10 protein-coding genes are annotated in these 14,734 nt (G+C 60.2%); 2 read left to right on the forward strand and 8 right to left on the reverse strand.

Annotated elements, in window-relative coordinates; all coding sequences use genetic code 11:
- Window positions 1-60: 60 nt before the first annotated feature.
- The 3 genes from CAQU_RS06160 to CAQU_RS06170 are packed head-to-tail and all read right to left on the reverse strand — an operon-like array spanning window position 61 to window position 3,883.
- On the reverse strand, window positions 61-2,250 hold the full coding sequence (locus tag CAQU_RS06160) for a helix-turn-helix transcriptional regulator (protein WP_075726152.1): 2,190 nt from the start codon (window positions 2,248-2,250) through the stop codon (window positions 61-63).
- A 31-nt stretch (window positions 2,251-2,281) separates the two neighbouring features.
- Complete coding sequence (gene pafA / locus CAQU_RS06165) at window positions 2,282-3,691, reverse strand: Pup--protein ligase (protein ID WP_075726154.1); 1,410 nt, start codon at window positions 3,689-3,691, stop codon at window positions 2,282-2,284.
- 3 nt (window positions 3,692-3,694) lie between these two features.
- Window positions 3,695-3,883, reverse strand: a complete 189-nt coding sequence (locus tag CAQU_RS06170) for a ubiquitin-like protein Pup (protein ID WP_075726156.1) — start codon at window positions 3,881-3,883, stop codon at window positions 3,695-3,697.
- A gap of 448 nt (window positions 3,884-4,331) precedes the next feature.
- Between CAQU_RS06170 and CAQU_RS13200 the strand changes: the two genes are divergently transcribed.
- Complete coding sequence (locus tag CAQU_RS13200) at window positions 4,332-6,566, forward strand: HtaA domain-containing protein (RefSeq protein ID WP_075726158.1); 2,235 nt, start codon at window positions 4,332-4,334, stop codon at window positions 6,564-6,566.
- Between the two features lie 79 nt (window positions 6,567-6,645).
- On the opposite strand, the gene dop is transcribed toward CAQU_RS13200, so the two are convergent.
- From dop to CAQU_RS06195, 4 genes are all read right to left on the reverse strand, one after another.
- Entirely contained in the window at window positions 6,646-8,190 is a 1,545-nt protein-coding gene (gene dop, locus CAQU_RS06180) for a depupylase/deamidase Dop (protein WP_075726160.1), read from the reverse strand.
- Window positions 8,191-8,220: 30 nt separating this feature from the next.
- Window positions 8,221-9,777 (reverse strand): proteasome ATPase, encoded by a 1,557-nt coding sequence (gene arc, locus CAQU_RS06185; protein WP_084562838.1) that lies wholly within the window; start codon window positions 9,775-9,777, stop codon window positions 8,221-8,223.
- A 57-nt stretch (window positions 9,778-9,834) separates the two neighbouring features.
- A complete protein-coding gene (locus CAQU_RS06190; protein WP_075726162.1) occupies window positions 9,835-10,674 on the reverse strand; it encodes a tRNA (adenine-N1)-methyltransferase in 840 nt (279 codons plus the stop codon).
- 99 nt (window positions 10,675-10,773) lie between these two features.
- Window positions 10,774-12,006, reverse strand: a complete 1,233-nt coding sequence (locus CAQU_RS06195; protein WP_075726164.1) for a M18 family aminopeptidase — start codon at window positions 12,004-12,006, stop codon at window positions 10,774-10,776.
- A gap of 112 nt (window positions 12,007-12,118) precedes the next feature.
- Here CAQU_RS06195 and CAQU_RS06200 point away from each other — a divergent pair, with 112 nt between their 5' ends.
- Window positions 12,119-12,973 (forward strand): RecB family exonuclease, encoded by an 855-nt coding sequence (locus CAQU_RS06200; RefSeq protein ID WP_075726166.1) that lies wholly within the window; start codon window positions 12,119-12,121, stop codon window positions 12,971-12,973.
- 94 nt (window positions 12,974-13,067) lie between these two features.
- Here CAQU_RS06200 and aspA read toward each other — a convergent pair whose 3' ends face one another.
- Window positions 13,068-14,720 (reverse strand): aspartate ammonia-lyase, encoded by a 1,653-nt coding sequence (aspA, locus tag CAQU_RS06205; RefSeq protein WP_157108930.1) that lies wholly within the window; start codon window positions 14,718-14,720, stop codon window positions 13,068-13,070.
- Between the last annotated feature and the right edge of the window lie 14 nt (window positions 14,721-14,734).

The following is a 14,734-nucleotide window of genomic DNA, read 5'->3' on the forward strand; positions in this document are numbered from 1 at the left end:
CCGGTGTTTTGAGCGCGTGTGTGGTTATAGGGGTGAGTCTACCCGGCGGGGACGTGTCTGTTACGCAGTGCCCTGGGTGGTTTTCCCGGGGCCCGGGTGGTTGTCAGACAAGTCGACGTGTTCATGATACGCCGAAAGGGCGTCGGTACAGCGATCTGCGACACGCTGGGCGATGTCTTTTCTTCTGCTCACATAGACGGCGTCGCCGTAGCTGATGAGGAAATCGTCGAGCCAGTCGTGGTCGACGACGTTCATGGTGGCTTTGATCCAGTGCCCGGCATCGAGCCCGGGGCCGTCGAAGGTGCCGGGGCTAAAGGTCATGGGGACCAGGTCGGCGAGCCAGGCTTTATCGGCGCGTAGTGCTAGTTCGATGGTTTCGCCGTGTTCGTCGAAGCCGAAGGGGTCGGCGGCGTTGAAGGTTCCGGCGTTGCGGGGGGTGTGTGGTGCGGGGGTGTCGGTGATGTCGCAGGTGAGCATCCGGTCGAGGCGGAAGGTGCGGGTGGCTCCTTGTCCCCCATCGCCGGCGTGGGGGTCCCATGCTGATAGGTAGCTGGTGGGGCCGACGGCGAAGATTCGGGTGGGGGCTATGGTGCGGCTGGTGGTGGCGCCTGCGGCGTTGCGGTAGTCGACGTGCACCATCAGCTGGCTGCGGATGGCGTCGCGCAGCGGGTCGGTGATGGTGGTGGGGACGTCGTGGGCGAAGTCTTCGGCCATGATGTCGGCGACGGGTAGTCGGTTGGGCATGAGGGCGCGGAGTTTGTCGGCGGCGGAGGCGACGGCTTGGGGGTCAGTGAGTTCGGGCATGGATTCTAGGGTTTCGAGCGCGAGCAGCAGGGTGGACGCTTCCAGGCGGGTGAGTCTGAGCGCGGTGGTCATGCCTTTGGCGTCGTGGACGGTGACGCTGGAGTAGTCGTGTTCGAGTTCGACGAGGTCGCCGGGGCCCAGGCCGGGTAGGCCGCAGCACCACAGGCGGTTGAGGTCGTTCAAGATTTCGCGTGGGCTGAGGCCGAGTTCGGCGGCGGCCATCATGATGGATGCGCCGGGGCGCCTGCTGAAGTAGGGAATCAGGTTGAGCATGCGCACGATGTCGGCGAGTCGGGCGGTGCTGAAGGTGGTTTTTTTCTCTGTGCTGGTGGCTGTGGGTTGTTCGGCGGGGCTAAATGGGGGGATGTGGTCTTTGAGGGTGGTGTGGGCGTGGTGGCGGGCGCTGCGGATGCGGGCGACGATCTCGGAGGTGATGTCGTCGGTGAGATCTGTGGGGGTGCTAGTGGTGCTGGGGGTGCTGGTGGTTTTGGTGGTGGGCGTGGGTGTTGGGCTGGCGTGGGTGGCGTGGGTGAGCCGGACTGCGGGGGCGTGTGCGGCAAGCGCGGCGATGAGTGCTTCGCGGTCGACTGCGCGCAGGGTTTTTGTGGTGGGGTGTTGGTTGGTGGTGGGCCGGTCGCCGAGGGCGTTGGCGCAGGCCGCGACGGCGGCTGCGGGGCCGGCGATGGTGGCGTCGACGATGCTGCGCAGCGCGATCAGGGAGTCCATGACGAGGCGGGCGGGGGTGGTGTCGGTTGGGGCTTGGTGGGTGGCGGTGCGGGCCCCGCCCAGGGTGATGTTGCTGATGCGGGTGATGCGGAAGCTGCGGGGCTCTGCGCGGTCGTTGTCGAATCCGAGGAGGTAGACCCGTTGTCTGAGGGGCACTAGTGCCCAGGGGTCCATGTCGCGTTGGGTGCTGGGCGCTGCGGGGTGGGCTTGGTAGGTGAAGGTGATGCGGCTTTTGCTGGCGATGGCGCGGCTGATGTTTTCGACGGTGGTGGCGGAGACGTGGCCGAGGTCGCCGTGGGCGAGGGCTGCGGGCTGGGTGGTGGTGTTGTTGCGGGCTCCGGAGGCGGCGATTTTGGTCCAGGCGGATTGTGCGAAGCTGCCGAGTTGTGCGGACAGTCCCAGGGTGGTGGTCAGTGCGATGACTGCGGCTTCTTCGGCGGTGAATTCGACCTGTTCGAGGCCGTATTTGTCGTTGGCGAGTTGGTATTGCTGTTCGGTGCTGCCGGGGATGGGTTGGGCGGCGACGGGAACGCCGACGAGTTTGAGGGTTTGGCGGTCTTTGCGGAAGGTCGTTTTGAAGCTTTGTTCGGTCAGGTGCCCGTAGCCGTGGACGTGGGTGCGAATCCATTCGCCGCTGCGCCAGGTGTGGTTGTCGCTGGCGTCTTTGAGGGCGAAGGTGAGGTTCGTGAGCCGTTCGAGGACGACGTTGGGTTCAGTCATGGCTGAGGGGGTTGGTCCTTGGGGTGGGTGGTTAGGGAGCGCCGGTGATGGTGTTGATGAGTTCGTCGAGTTCTGGGTAGTCGGTTTGGAAGGGGTCGAGCATGTCGACGCTTGCGGGCTCGGGGCGCGATATTGCGCAGCGGGTCCAGTCGACGCTGGCTGGGATGTCGCTTCCTTTGATGGCGTGGAGGAATTTGCCGCGGGCGTGGGCGCGGGTGGTGGTGGGTGCTTGTGTGACGGCGCTGGCGATGTCTTGGTCGCTGATGAAGGTGTCCATCAGGTTTTTCTGTGCCAGGATGCTGCCGAGCCCACGGCCGGGGCGGATGTCGTGGTAGGCCAAATCCAGGCGCAGCAGTTTGGGGTGGTCCAGGGGGAGGTTTTGGCTGTGTTGGTAGCGCTGGATGAGCTGGTATTTGATGATCCAGTCGATTTCGGTGCCGACTTCGTGTAGCTGACCGCTGTCGATGGCGTCGAGGGTGCGTTGCCACAGGTCGAGGGCGGCGGCGAGGTCTGGGTCGGGGGTGCGGTTGGCGTAGTAGGCGGTGGCCGCGTCGAGGAAGGTGCGTTGGACTGCGAGTGCGTTGGTGTGGGTTCCGTCTGCCAGCGCGATGGGGGTGGTGCCGGTGATGTCGCGGGCGATGTCGCGAATGGCGCGGGAGGGGTCGGCGAAGTCGAAGTCCAGCCCGGGGGTTTTGGCTTCCAGCATTTCGAGGACGAGCAGGGTGGAGCCAATTTTGAGGCGGGTGGTTGGTTGGGCGATGGTGGAGTCGCCGACGATGACGTGCAGCCGCCGGAAGCGGTGGGAATCGGCGTGGGGTTCGTCGCGGGTGTTGATGATGGGCCGGGAGCGGGTGGTGGCGCTGGACACGGCGTCCCACACGTGGTCGGCGCGCTGGGAGATGCAGAAGCCGAGCCCGTAGTCTTTGCTGGGGCTGGCGGGGTGCGGGCGGTAGATCTTGCCGGCCCCGCAGATCAGTTGCCGGGTGATCAAAAACGGCACGAGTTGCATGCTCAACGCTTTGAGGACGACGTCGCGGGCGACGAGGTAGTTTTCGTGGCAGCCGTAGGAGTTTCCCAGCGAGTCGACGTTGTTTTTGAACAGGCTGATCTCCCCGCCGATGCCTTCCCGGGCGAGTCGTTGTTCGGCGTCGATGGCTAGTTCGTTGAGGATGGCGTCCCCGGCGAGGTCGTAGGTGAGCAGCTGCCGGACGGAGTCGCACTCGGGGGTGGCGACTTCCGGGTGGGATCCGACGTCGAGGTAGAGCCGGGAGGAGTTGGGGGTGAAGATGTTGGAGGCCTGGTATTGCTCCACCACGGGGCGAAACAGGTAGCGGGCGCTGTCATCCGGGCTCAGGCGCCTGGATCCATCCTGGGTGCAGGTGATGCCGTATTCAGTTTCGATGCCCATGATGCGGCGCGTGAAAACGGATGACGGTGCCATGACTTATTGGCCTCCCTTTTGGACGTAGCCTCGCACGAATTCTTCGGCGTTGTTTTCGAGCAGGTCATCAATCTCGTCGAGCAGGTCGTCGGCGCCTTGGGTGTTGAGTTGGGCCTGACCTGCGTGCAGTTCCTCCGGGGTGTCGTCCTGGGGATCTTTGCCGCCGTGGAGATGGGTGTGCTGTGTGCCCATGCGTGCCGCCTTTCCTGGTTGTGGCTGCAGTGGCTGCAGTTACTGCAGTGGTTGGTCAATATGTCTAGTGAGGCTAGTGAACCTAGTGAACCTAGTAAACACTGCCATCTTGCCCTTTAAGCGCGGGTGGTGGGTTTCACCGCGCGCAGCGGGCACCGGAACTGTGGATGGTGTGCTTGATGTGAAAGTTGTGAAAGTTGGCGGTGTGACTTTATACGGTCCGGGGGTGAATGTGGGGGTAAGGCGGGTGCGGTGGGTAGCCCAGCTTGAGAAGTATTCGGATACGCTAACTTTGTTTGTGCCAAGCCTTACCTAGATTTGTGTTTGGTCAGGGGTTTAGTATTTCAGTCCCCTGGCCTCCCAAAAATTCCTAGACCACACTAGTGGTAGCGCGCAGCACACAGTTAAGACCCCCAACCACTCCCCGACCACGAAGGAACACCCCACAGTGTCCCACCGCCGTTTACGCCGCATCCTCCCCGCCTCGCTGGCCACCGCCGCCCTGATGAGCACCGGCATCATGCTCGCGCCGATTTCCGTTGCCCCCGCACATGCCGACCAGAACTCCACCATCGGGCTCGTTCCGGGCGACGGCCCACAGGATTACGCCGCCGAAACCCTGGCCTTAAAGTGGCAGATCCGCCCCTCCTTCAACTCCTACGTCGGGGGTCCCTCCCGGGTGCTTGACGGCCTGCGCTACGATGCCGGCACCTACTACTGGCCGTTTAAAGACGTCACCACCTCGGGCACCAAGGTCTCCTTCAACTATGGCGGCACCGTCAACTACCAGAAATACTGCGCCGACGCCGAAAACCCCAAGCGTGGCGCCTGCGACATGGACCTGACGATCTCCAACCCCAGCGTGGTGGTCGACACCGAAACCCACAAGGCTGTCCTGCAGGCCACCGTCCACACCATCGACTACACCAGCAAGCAGTGGTCGGGGCCCGCGATCGTAGAGCTCGCCGATGTGAAAATGCCCACCGGCAGCTTTAATGTCACCGGCAGTGGCGACAAAGCCATCACCACCTGGCGCGGCCTGTCCAGCACCCTGACCGCCGCCGGTAACAAGGCCTTTTCAAACTTCTACGAGGCCGGCTCCCCCATGGGTGATGTGGCCTTCAGCTACCAGGGCACGGTCGATGTCTCCGGGGAGGCCGCCCCGTACACCATCGCCAGCCACTTCAACACCAACAAGTCCTGGTCCAAAGCCAACGCCCTGTACACCACCACAAGCAACAAGCTGGTTCACATCACCGACGCCGGCTGGGATGGCGCGCGCATCGAACTGATCGACCCAGCCACCTCCACCATCGTCGCCTCCGAAGACACCGCACGCATCCCGGCTGCCTTCTCCGCCTTCGACCCCGCCAGCAACACCCTCTACTACCTCGTCAAGGGCGAAGACGAAAAGCCCAACACCGTCTACACCCGCACCATCAGCGACAGCGGCCTGGGCACTGAGGCAGTTCTCGGTGAGGTTCCTGGTGCAGCAACCGGCCTGGCCCTGTCCACCACCGGCAAACTCGCCGTACTGACCGGCGGCGACGACGCCGCCCTGACCGAACTGGACACCACCACCAAAGCCGCACAAACCTTCGCGCTGCCCGCCCCGTCGACCCTGTTCGACCTGGATGCGGAAAACTACTCCAACGACTTCTACGGCAGCACCTTCTTCGGCGCCGACAACAGCCCGCTGCGCGCCCTGCCCGACGGCAGCTACGTCTACGCCTACGGCCACCTGCTGCAGTTGCCCGGCGAGAAAACCAAGCCCGCCCCGCCGCTGCACATCATCCCCCGCAAAGACAACCCCGTCGTCCCCATCACCGCCGGCGAGAAGTTCGCTGAAGGCAACCGCAGTGCCCGCGGCGTCCAAGTACTCGGCAACAATATCGCCATCTACAACAGCTCCGCCGACACCAGCAGCAAAACCTACTCCGGTATCGACATCTACCGCTACGACAACGGCAACTTCACCCTGGTCAAAGCCCTGCGCGGCGAGCCCTACATGTCCAAGGTCGCAGGCTTCGAATTCACCCCCGAAGGCAAAGCCATCGTGGTCTCCGAAGCCGCCGGCACTGCCACCATCATCGATCCCACAACCGGTGACGCCGAAACCACCATCAACCTCGGCCCCGGAATGAAAGACACCGGCGGAAGCGGCGACGCCCTCGCCCTCGGTAAAAACGGCGAAATCTACATCGGTGAAATCTACACCGAAAACTACGAGGAATACTTCAGCCTCATCCGACTTGAGCCCACCAACACCGACGGCACCCAGCGCAACACCACCCTCAAGCCGGTACGCATGGGAGCCTTCGATGAGCCGATCGAAGACCCCAGCCCCGTCGAGACCACCCCGCCTAACACCGCGGATCCTGCGCCTCAGCCCACCACCCCGGCCGATAAACCTGCCGACAAACCGGCAGGAAAACCCGGAAAAAAGCCTGCCGACAAGCCCACCACCCCGGGCAAGGACAGCAACTCGACCACCCCGGGTGAGAACACCAGCAGCGGATCCAGCGAACAAACCTTCAAAAACTCCTGGTTCGATGCCACCGTCGCCTTCTTTGCCTCACTCGGTGCCCCCACCTGGCTGCAAACCTTCTTCGGCCAAATCTCCGGCGCCATCTACTGGCTTTTTGCACCACTAATGGCAACCATCAATAGCTTCTCCAGCTAAACCGCCACCACAACACCACGGGCCTGCACACAACACCTCACGGTGCGTGCAGGCCCGTAGTGTATCCCCGCCCGAAGGGCTAAGACCCCAACACCGTCACCCACTGCGGGCGCAGCCTGGTGAAAGCAGCAATGACCTCACCAACACTCACGCAATCATCCGCAGTGTCAAACAACGCCACCAGCTCTGACGGTAGATCCACCCCGTCACCAAGCGCCAAACGCACCAGCTCCCCGTCATCGTCACGGAGGATCACACTATCCCAATTGGCGGAAACCACCCGGTCAGCTACACAACGCATCAAACCCCCGCGCAGCGCCGCACGCGTCGAGGACGGTGCCTGCCGCATCGCCCGCACAATCTCATCCTCAGCAACCACAGTGCGCATCAACCCCCGCCGCACCAAGGCGTAATACAGCCCCTTTGTCGGATCCAGATCCGCATACTGCAAATCCACCAACTGCATCTTCGGGTCATCCCACGCAACACCTTGTGCGTGATAGCGGTTCAACAAACTCAGCTTCGCAGTCCAATCCAACATGTCGGCGGTCGACAAAGGATCCCGCTCCAACTTGTCGAGGACCTCCACCCACAACTCCACAATGCGGCGAGCCTCAGGCGAATCCGCCTTAACCCGGGCGGCATACTCGCGCTGAATCTCGATCGCAGTACGGGCGCGACCATCGGCCAACAACAAGGGAGTCTTCACCTCGAGATCCCGGGAGACCACCCGCACCGCATCCACCGGGCGAGCCAGCGAAAGATCCGAAAAATCCACCCCCGACTCAATCGCCGAAATCACCAACTCGCTCGTCCCCAACTTCAGCAAGTTAGAAAACTGCGACATATTCGCATCGCCAATGATGACGTGCAAACGCCCAAAGCGATCTTTATCGGCATGCGGCTCATCACGAGTATTGATAATGCCCCGGTTCAGCGTGGTCTCCAGGGAAATCTCCTGCTCGATATAGTCAGCGCGCTGACTGATCTGGAAACCCGCCTCCTGACTATGGGTGCCCAACCCCACCCGCCCGGCGCCACAAAAAATCTGGCGGGTAACAAAGAAAGGAATCAGGCCGGCAGCCAAGCAAGAAAAATCCGTCTCCCGCGAATACTGGTAATTCTCGTGGGACCCATAGCTGGCCCCCTTCCCATCGACGTTGTTTTTATAGATCTTCAACTCCGGGCACGGCGGATGCCCCTCCAACGCGGACTCCCCACGGGCAGAACGCCGCCCACACACCTCGGCGGCCTCCCACATGATGCGATCCCCCGCCTGGTCATACACCATCGCATCAAAAGCCGAGGTGGTCTCAGGGGCTGAATACTCCGGGTGCGCATGATCAACATAAAAGCGCGCCCCATTGCCCAACACCATGTTCGCCACCCCAATCCCATCGGCAGCAACCACCGGGGTGGAATGATAACGACGCAAATCAAATCCACGGGAGTCCTTCAACGGCGACTCCCCGGCGAAATCCCACTGGGTGCCCCTTGTCGCATGGGCCACGCTGTCAAGCGCATACCCCACCACAACATGAGTGGAGGTAATGATCGGGCTTGCGAACGCATCACCCGGGGTGGCGATACCGTACTCGGTTTCCGTACCCAAAATTCGGCCCATGACAACTCCTCGTGCTGGAATAAAAAGCTTTTAAGAAATAATGCGGGCGCTAACCACCCGAGCGCCACTACGGCCAGTAATCCGCGACCACTCCTCCGGATTAGAAGTATTCGGCAAGTGCTCATTTTCCGCGTGCTCAATATCCACAGCCGCCCGCATGTGCTGCGCACTCAGCCCCCGCGACACCCCAGAAAGCTCATCTTTAATGGCGAGCTTTTTCGCCCGATCCACCACATTGGCAATCATCGCCCCAGAGACAAAATCACCAGCATGCAGCACATCAACCGTGCCATCGGCGCGGGTGAGCTCCACCCACGGATTCGGAGCAAACATGCGCTCCACCCCCGCGGCAATGATCTCGCCCGCCGGCTGCGCCAGCGGCAAAGAATCATCCAGATGCCTCGCAAAAATATCGTGAGCAGTATCCTTGGTGGGCCGATCAACGCGGATTTTCACATCCAACCGCCCCGGGCGCAAAATAGCCGGATCAATCAACTCCTCCCGGTTGGTCGCCCCAATGACGATGACGTTCGCCAAAGACTCCACACCATCAAGCTCGGTGAGCAGCTGCGGCACCACCGTGGTCTCCATATCGGAACTCACCCCGGAACCACGCGTACGGAAAATCGACTCCATCTCATCAAAAAACACCACCACCGGGCGCCCCCCAGCAGCCAACTCCCGGGCGCGAGAAAAAATCAACCGGATGTGACGCTCGGTCTCGCCGACAAACTTATTCAACAGCTCCGGGCCCTTAACGTTAATAAAGTAGCTGCGCTGGCCGGAACCACCCGACAAAGAATGCGCCACGGCCTTAGCGATCAAGGTCTTGCCGCAACCGGGCGGGCCATACAGCAGCACACCCTTCGGCGGACGCAAGCGATAGCGCTGAAAAAGCTCCGGCTGGGAAAACGGCAACTCCACCGCGTCGTGGATAATCCCGATCTGTTCATCCAGACCGCCAATATCCTCATAGGACACCTCGGGCACTTCCTCCAGCACCAACTCGGCGATATCGGTTTGGGGAATCACCTCGAAAGCCACCGCGGCCTTTGGATCGACGAGAACGCTATCACCCACCTCCGCATCCCCGACCGGGATTGGGCCCCGCGAAACCACCCGCTCCTCCCCCGTTTGATCAGCCACAATCAAACGGCCGTCCTCCAGCGTATCGGTGACCTTCGCGATCTCACCGACCGCCTCATAGCCACAGGCCTGCACAATCTGCGTGCCCTCCCCCAGACGCACCCGTACGCCAGGCACCAACTGCGCCCTATCCACTAAAGGACTGACCGTGACCCGCATCCGCCGGCCAAGCGTAAAGATTTCCGCAGTCGGCGCCCCAGGAGTGTGCTCCAAAAACGTGCCATACGTCGACGGTGGAGCCGCCAACTCCTCCAGCTCGTGGGTCATCGCCTCCAGCTTGTCACGCGAAGACTTCAACAACTCCACCAGCTTGGTATTGCGCGCCGCCAACTGCGTGATCTGCCGGCGCAAGGCCGCCGGATCACTGGCATGGTTGGTATCAGCCTCACGCCGCGGTGAAGAAGCACCATCGGCAGTGAAAGAGCTTTGTTGAGAAGTCATCAGAACAACCCCAAAGAAGAGAAAACAGTAGGCAAAAGGTCAATATCGGCGAGGGATTTACTTCCTGGCGCGACGCTGCGGCCGCGGAGCCACCGTGCCGTCGGCCAGACGACGAGCCCACACCAAAAAAGCGGTGTGCGCATTCATACGATGCTCCGGACGAGTAGCAAGGCCCTCCACCTTCCACTCACGCACCAAAGACTCCCAGGCGCGAGGCTCCGTGAAGCACTTCTTCTCCCGAATGCCCTCCATGACGTTCATCAACTGCGGAACAGTCGCCACATACGTCATGAACACACCACCCGGAACCAACACATCACTAACCACGTCGAGGCATTCCCACGGCTCCAGCATGTCCAAAATGATGCGATCGACCGGCTGACCCCCCAAATCATCCAAAGTCACGTCCTTGAGATCACCCAAGCGCAAATCCCAGTTCTCCGGATGTCCGCCCATGTACTCCGACACGTTGTTTTCCGCATACTCCAAGTGATCCTCGCGGATCTCATAAGAAATCAGCGACCCCGTCGGGCCAATCATGCGCAGCAAACTCATCGACAACGCACCCGAACCAGCACCCGCCTCCAAAACGCGAGCTCCAGGGAAAATATCGCCCTCAACCAGGATCTGCGCCGAATCCTTCGGATAAATCACCGCGGCACCACGCGGCATCGACAACACATGATCAACCATGAGGTGGCGGAAACACAGATACTGCCCACCCTGAGAAGACGTAACCACGGTGCCCTCGTGTTGGCCGATGATGTCATCGTGCGCAATGCCACCTTTATGGGTGAAAAAGCTTTCCCCAGGAGTCAAAACGATGGTGAAATGGCGGCGTTTCGCGTCGGTAAGCTGCACTCGATCGCCGGGCTGAAAAGGGCCGGAATAAGCCATGAAAATAAAGTCTCCGAAAAGTAGAAAAAGAAAAAGACAGCACCACCCGCCTGGTCCTTCGCGCGCACCAAGGCACACGAACAACCAGGCGCCACGACACTAGTCCAGCGTGTAGAAGCTCAACAAAGCCTGCTCGAACCACTGAACGTCATAGACTCCACACATCTCACGAGCAGAGTGCATAGAAATCAGCGGAATACCCACATCCACCGTGGGGATACCCAAGCGGGTTGCGGTGATCGGGCCAATAGTCGACCCACACGGCACATCGTTATTACCAACAAACGCCTGCACCGGAACATCAGCCACCGCACACGCAGTCAAGAAACGATGCGCAGTCACAGCATCGGTGCCATAGTGCTGATTCGCATTGGACTTGATCACCGGACCCTGATTGATCAACGGCTGCGTCACCGGGTCGTGCTTGTCCTGATAATTCGGGTGCACAGAATGCGCCGCATCCGCCGATACACAGAAGGAACGCTGATACATCCGGCGCGTCTGATCAAAATCGGCCCCCAGCGCAGCAGCAATCCGCGACAACACATCCTCCAGGAAAGGCCCAGCAGCGCCAGTAGTGGTGCGCGAACCTACCTCCTCATGGTCAAAAGCAGCCAACACGAGAATGTCCTCACCCGCATAGCCCCCTTCTACGGCTGCCAACAAAGCCTGAAGGCTCGGATAAACACTCGACAAATTATCCAAACGGCCAGCCGCGAAGAAATCCTCATTCAAACCGAACACCGCCGGCGGCTGGGCATCAACCGTGATCAAATCATGGGACACCATCTCGGAACCAAGCACTTCACGCAACGGCTGCGACTCAGCTTCCGCCGCATACACCGGCTGCATGTGCTTCTGGCGACCCAACTTCATCTCATCTTCGCGATACAGATGAATGGCCAAAGACGGCAAACGCAAAATCGGGCCAGTATCCACCAGACGAACCGCCCCATCGGCATCAACCACCCGGCCAGCCAGCTTCAACTCCCGATCAAGCCACGTCGACAAAATCGGGCCACCATAGATCTCCACCGAAGCCTGCTGCCAGCCCGCAGAATCGAAACTCTCACCGGGCTTCAGCTTCAATCCGGGACTATCAGTGTGAGACCCCACGATCCTGAAACCCGCCGTGTCCACATCCACGGAATCCGGCACCACATACGCCATAATTGCGCCCCCACGAACCACATAGTGGCCGCCGGCCGAAGCATCAAATGCGTCGGTTTCCTCATGGCGAGTAAAACCAGCCTTATCCAAACGGCGCGCGACCTCAGCCGCGGCATGATACGAACTCGGCGATTCAACGAGAAAATCAATAAAATCCTGCATAGGAACAACCTTACCCTTAACAAATCTCCAGGCAGCCACCCAACGGGGTGGAAAAACCTAAAAGCAACAAAGTTTTTCCCCGCGTCCAATGCGACTACATTGTGTAGGCGATATGAACGCCCCGAAACCCCTCGCCTTATCCCCCTCCCGCGCCAGCGACTACCAGCAATGCCCGCTGCTCTACCGCTTCCGCGCCATCGACCGCCTTCCGGAACCCACCACCTACGCCCAAATCACCGGAACCCTGGTACACGCGGTGCTGGAAAACCTGCACCAGCTCCCCACCCCGGAACGCACCTACCCGGCGGCAGTCAAAATGATCAAACCCGAGTGGGAAAAGGCAGTCACCAAAGACCCCACCCTGCGAGGTGTCATCGGCGATACTCCCGACAAAGAACTCGATTTCTTCGTCACCTGCCGCTCCCTGGTACGCGGATACTTCGAGATGGAAAACCCGCAAGGCTTTAGTGCCGAAAAATGCGAGATGTACGTCAACACCACATTGCCCAACGGGGTCCCCGTACGAGGATTCATCGACCGTGTCGATGTTGCTCCGACCGGACAAGTCCGCGTCGTCGACTACAAAACAGGCAAGAAGCCACTGCCCCGTTATGCCGCGGCAGCCAGGTTTCAGATGCGCTTCTACGCGCTGGTCTATTGGCGGATGTTCAACATCATCCCCGACCAGTTGCGACTGATGTATCTCAAAGTGTCCGACTCGTTGATCTTGACTCCCAGCCAAGAAGAACTGGAATACTTCGAAAAAGACCTAGGACACTTGTGGTCCAACATTGAGGCAGACGGAAAATCCGGAAACTTCCGACCCAAAACCTCCAAATTGTGTGGCTGGTGCGCACACCAGGATCTCTGCCCGGAATTCGGGGGAACACCACCGGAATATCCCGGATGGCCCGGCAGCGTAGCAGAACCTGTCGAAAGTGATCCGGCGACCCAACTACCCTTCTAGGTTCGGAGGAGATAAAAACGCCGGGCGCCAAGCCCCTTTTATAGGGTTGGCGCCCGGCGTACAACGTAGACCCGCCGACGAGGGCTAGCGAAAGCTAGTTGTCCAGGTACAGCTTGCCGCGGAAGATCGGGTGCATCAGGTTCTCCTTGCTGAGCACCTGATCTAGGGTAGCTTCGTCCATCAGGCCCTTCTCGAGCACCAAATCGCGAACGCTGCGACCAGTCAGCGCAGCCTCCTTACCGATCAGATCACCCATGTGGTGGCCGATGAACGGGTTGAGGTAAGTGACGATACCGATGGAGTTTTCCACGTATGCGCGACAAACCTCTTCGTTGGCAGTAATGCCCTCCACGCACTTTTCACGCAACGCATTCGCAGCGTTTCCGAGCATACGAATCGACTGGAACAAAGCCTCACCGATAGCAGGCTCCATCACATTCAGCTGGAGCTGACCAGCCTCGGCCGCCATGGTGACGGTCAGATCATTACCGAAAACCTTGAAGCACACCTGGTTGACAACCTCGGGGATCACCGGGTTGACCTTGGCCGGCATGATAGAGGAACCAGCCTGGCGCGGCGGAAGATTAATCTCGCCCAGGCCCGCGCGCGGACCGGAAGACAGCAGGCGCAAGTCATTACAGATCTTGGACAGCTTCATGGCGGTGCGCTTGACTGCCCCATGTGCAAGCACATAAGCACCGGTGTCGGAAGTTGCTTCAATCAGGTCGCGGGCGGACTTGATCTCCAAGCCGGTGACCTCGCTTAGCGAAGCGACAACCTGGTGGCGGTAGCCGGAAGGAGTGTTCACGCCGGTACCAATAGCGGTGGCTCCCAAGTTGACCTCGAGCAGGCGCTCCTGGGCAGAACGCAGAACGCCCTGCTCCTCAGCCAGGTTGTGAGCAAAAGCGCGGAACTCTTCACCCAAAGTCATCGGCACGGCGTCCTGCAGCTGGGTGCGACCCATCTTCAAAATATCGACAAATTCAGCGCCCTTGGCGTTGAACGCAGCCTGCAACTCGTCAATACGGTTGATGAGTTCTTCCATCGCGGCATACACGCCGAGACGAAAACCAGTCGGGTAAGCATCGTTGGTGGACTGGCTCATATTGACGTCGTCGTTCGGGTTGATGACGTCGTAGGAGCCCTTTGGCAGCCCCAGGTATTCCAAAGCAAGGTTGGCAACAACCTCGTTGGTGTTCATGTTCAAAGATGTGCCGGCACCACCCTGGAACACGTCGATGGGGAACTGATCCATGCAACGACCCTCTTCGAGGATCTGATCGCAGGCCCAGACAATGGCGTCGCACTTTTCTTTCGGCAGGGTGTGCAGACGGCGGTTGGCCAGCGCTGTAGCCTTCTTCACCTGAACCATGCCGCGAATGAATTCCGGAACGTGGTTGATGGTGGTACGGGAAATTTGGAAATTGTCGACCGCACGCAAGGTGTGAATGCCGTAATAGGCATCGTCGGGAACTTCCATCTCGCCCAGAAGGTCAACTTCGACGCGGTAACCTTCCTCCGGAATGGTCTCCACTTCGGGGGTGAACTCGGGGGCAGAATCCGCAGTCTCTATGGTGCCGCTGGCAAGCTCATCGACCTTCGTTGTGTCGTCGGTAGCCGCACTGGCCTGGTCGCCATCGGTGAAGCTGAAAGCTGCGGGATCGGTGCCGAAGGAGTCGTCGTCAAAAGAAAAATCAGTAAACGAGGACTCGTCGAAAACGTCGCCGTTCTCGGTGTTCTTGGCCATGGGGTACCTCTTCT

It is taken from the genome of Corynebacterium aquilae DSM 44791 (genome assembly GCF_001941445.1).
GTDB lineage: Bacteria > Actinomycetota > Actinomycetes > Mycobacteriales > Mycobacteriaceae > Corynebacterium > Corynebacterium aquilae.

What these genes read in the sequence shown, in the direction of transcription:
- CAQU_RS06160 (WP_075726152.1), bottom strand. Translation starts at nt 2,250, where the DNA reads ATGACTGAACCCAACGTCGTCCTCGAACGGCTCACGAACCTCACCTTC.
- pafA (WP_075726154.1), bottom strand. Translation starts at nt 3,691, where the DNA reads ATGGCACCGTCATCCGTTTTCACGCGCCGCATCATGGGCATCGAAACT.
- CAQU_RS06170 (WP_075726156.1), bottom strand. Translation starts at nt 3,883, where the DNA reads ATGGGCACACAGCACACCCATCTCCACGGCGGCAAAGATCCCCAGGAC.
- dop (WP_075726160.1), bottom strand. Translation starts at nt 8,190, where the DNA reads ATGGGCCGAATTTTGGGTACGGAAACCGAGTACGGTATCGCCACCCCG.
- arc (WP_084562838.1), bottom strand. Translation starts at nt 9,777, where the DNA reads ATGACTTCTCAACAAAGCTCTTTCACTGCCGATGGTGCTTCTTCACCG.
- CAQU_RS06190 (WP_075726162.1), bottom strand. Translation starts at nt 10,674, where the DNA reads ATGGCTTATTCCGGCCCTTTTCAGCCCGGCGATCGAGTGCAGCTTACC.
- CAQU_RS06195 (WP_075726164.1), bottom strand. Translation starts at nt 12,006, where the DNA reads ATGCAGGATTTTATTGATTTTCTCGTTGAATCGCCGAGTTCGTATCAT.
- CAQU_RS06200 (WP_075726166.1), top strand. Translation starts at nt 12,119, where the DNA reads ATGAACGCCCCGAAACCCCTCGCCTTATCCCCCTCCCGCGCCAGCGAC.
- aspA (WP_157108930.1), bottom strand. Translation starts at nt 14,720, where the DNA reads ATGGCCAAGAACACCGAGAACGGCGACGTTTTCGACGAGTCCTCGTTT.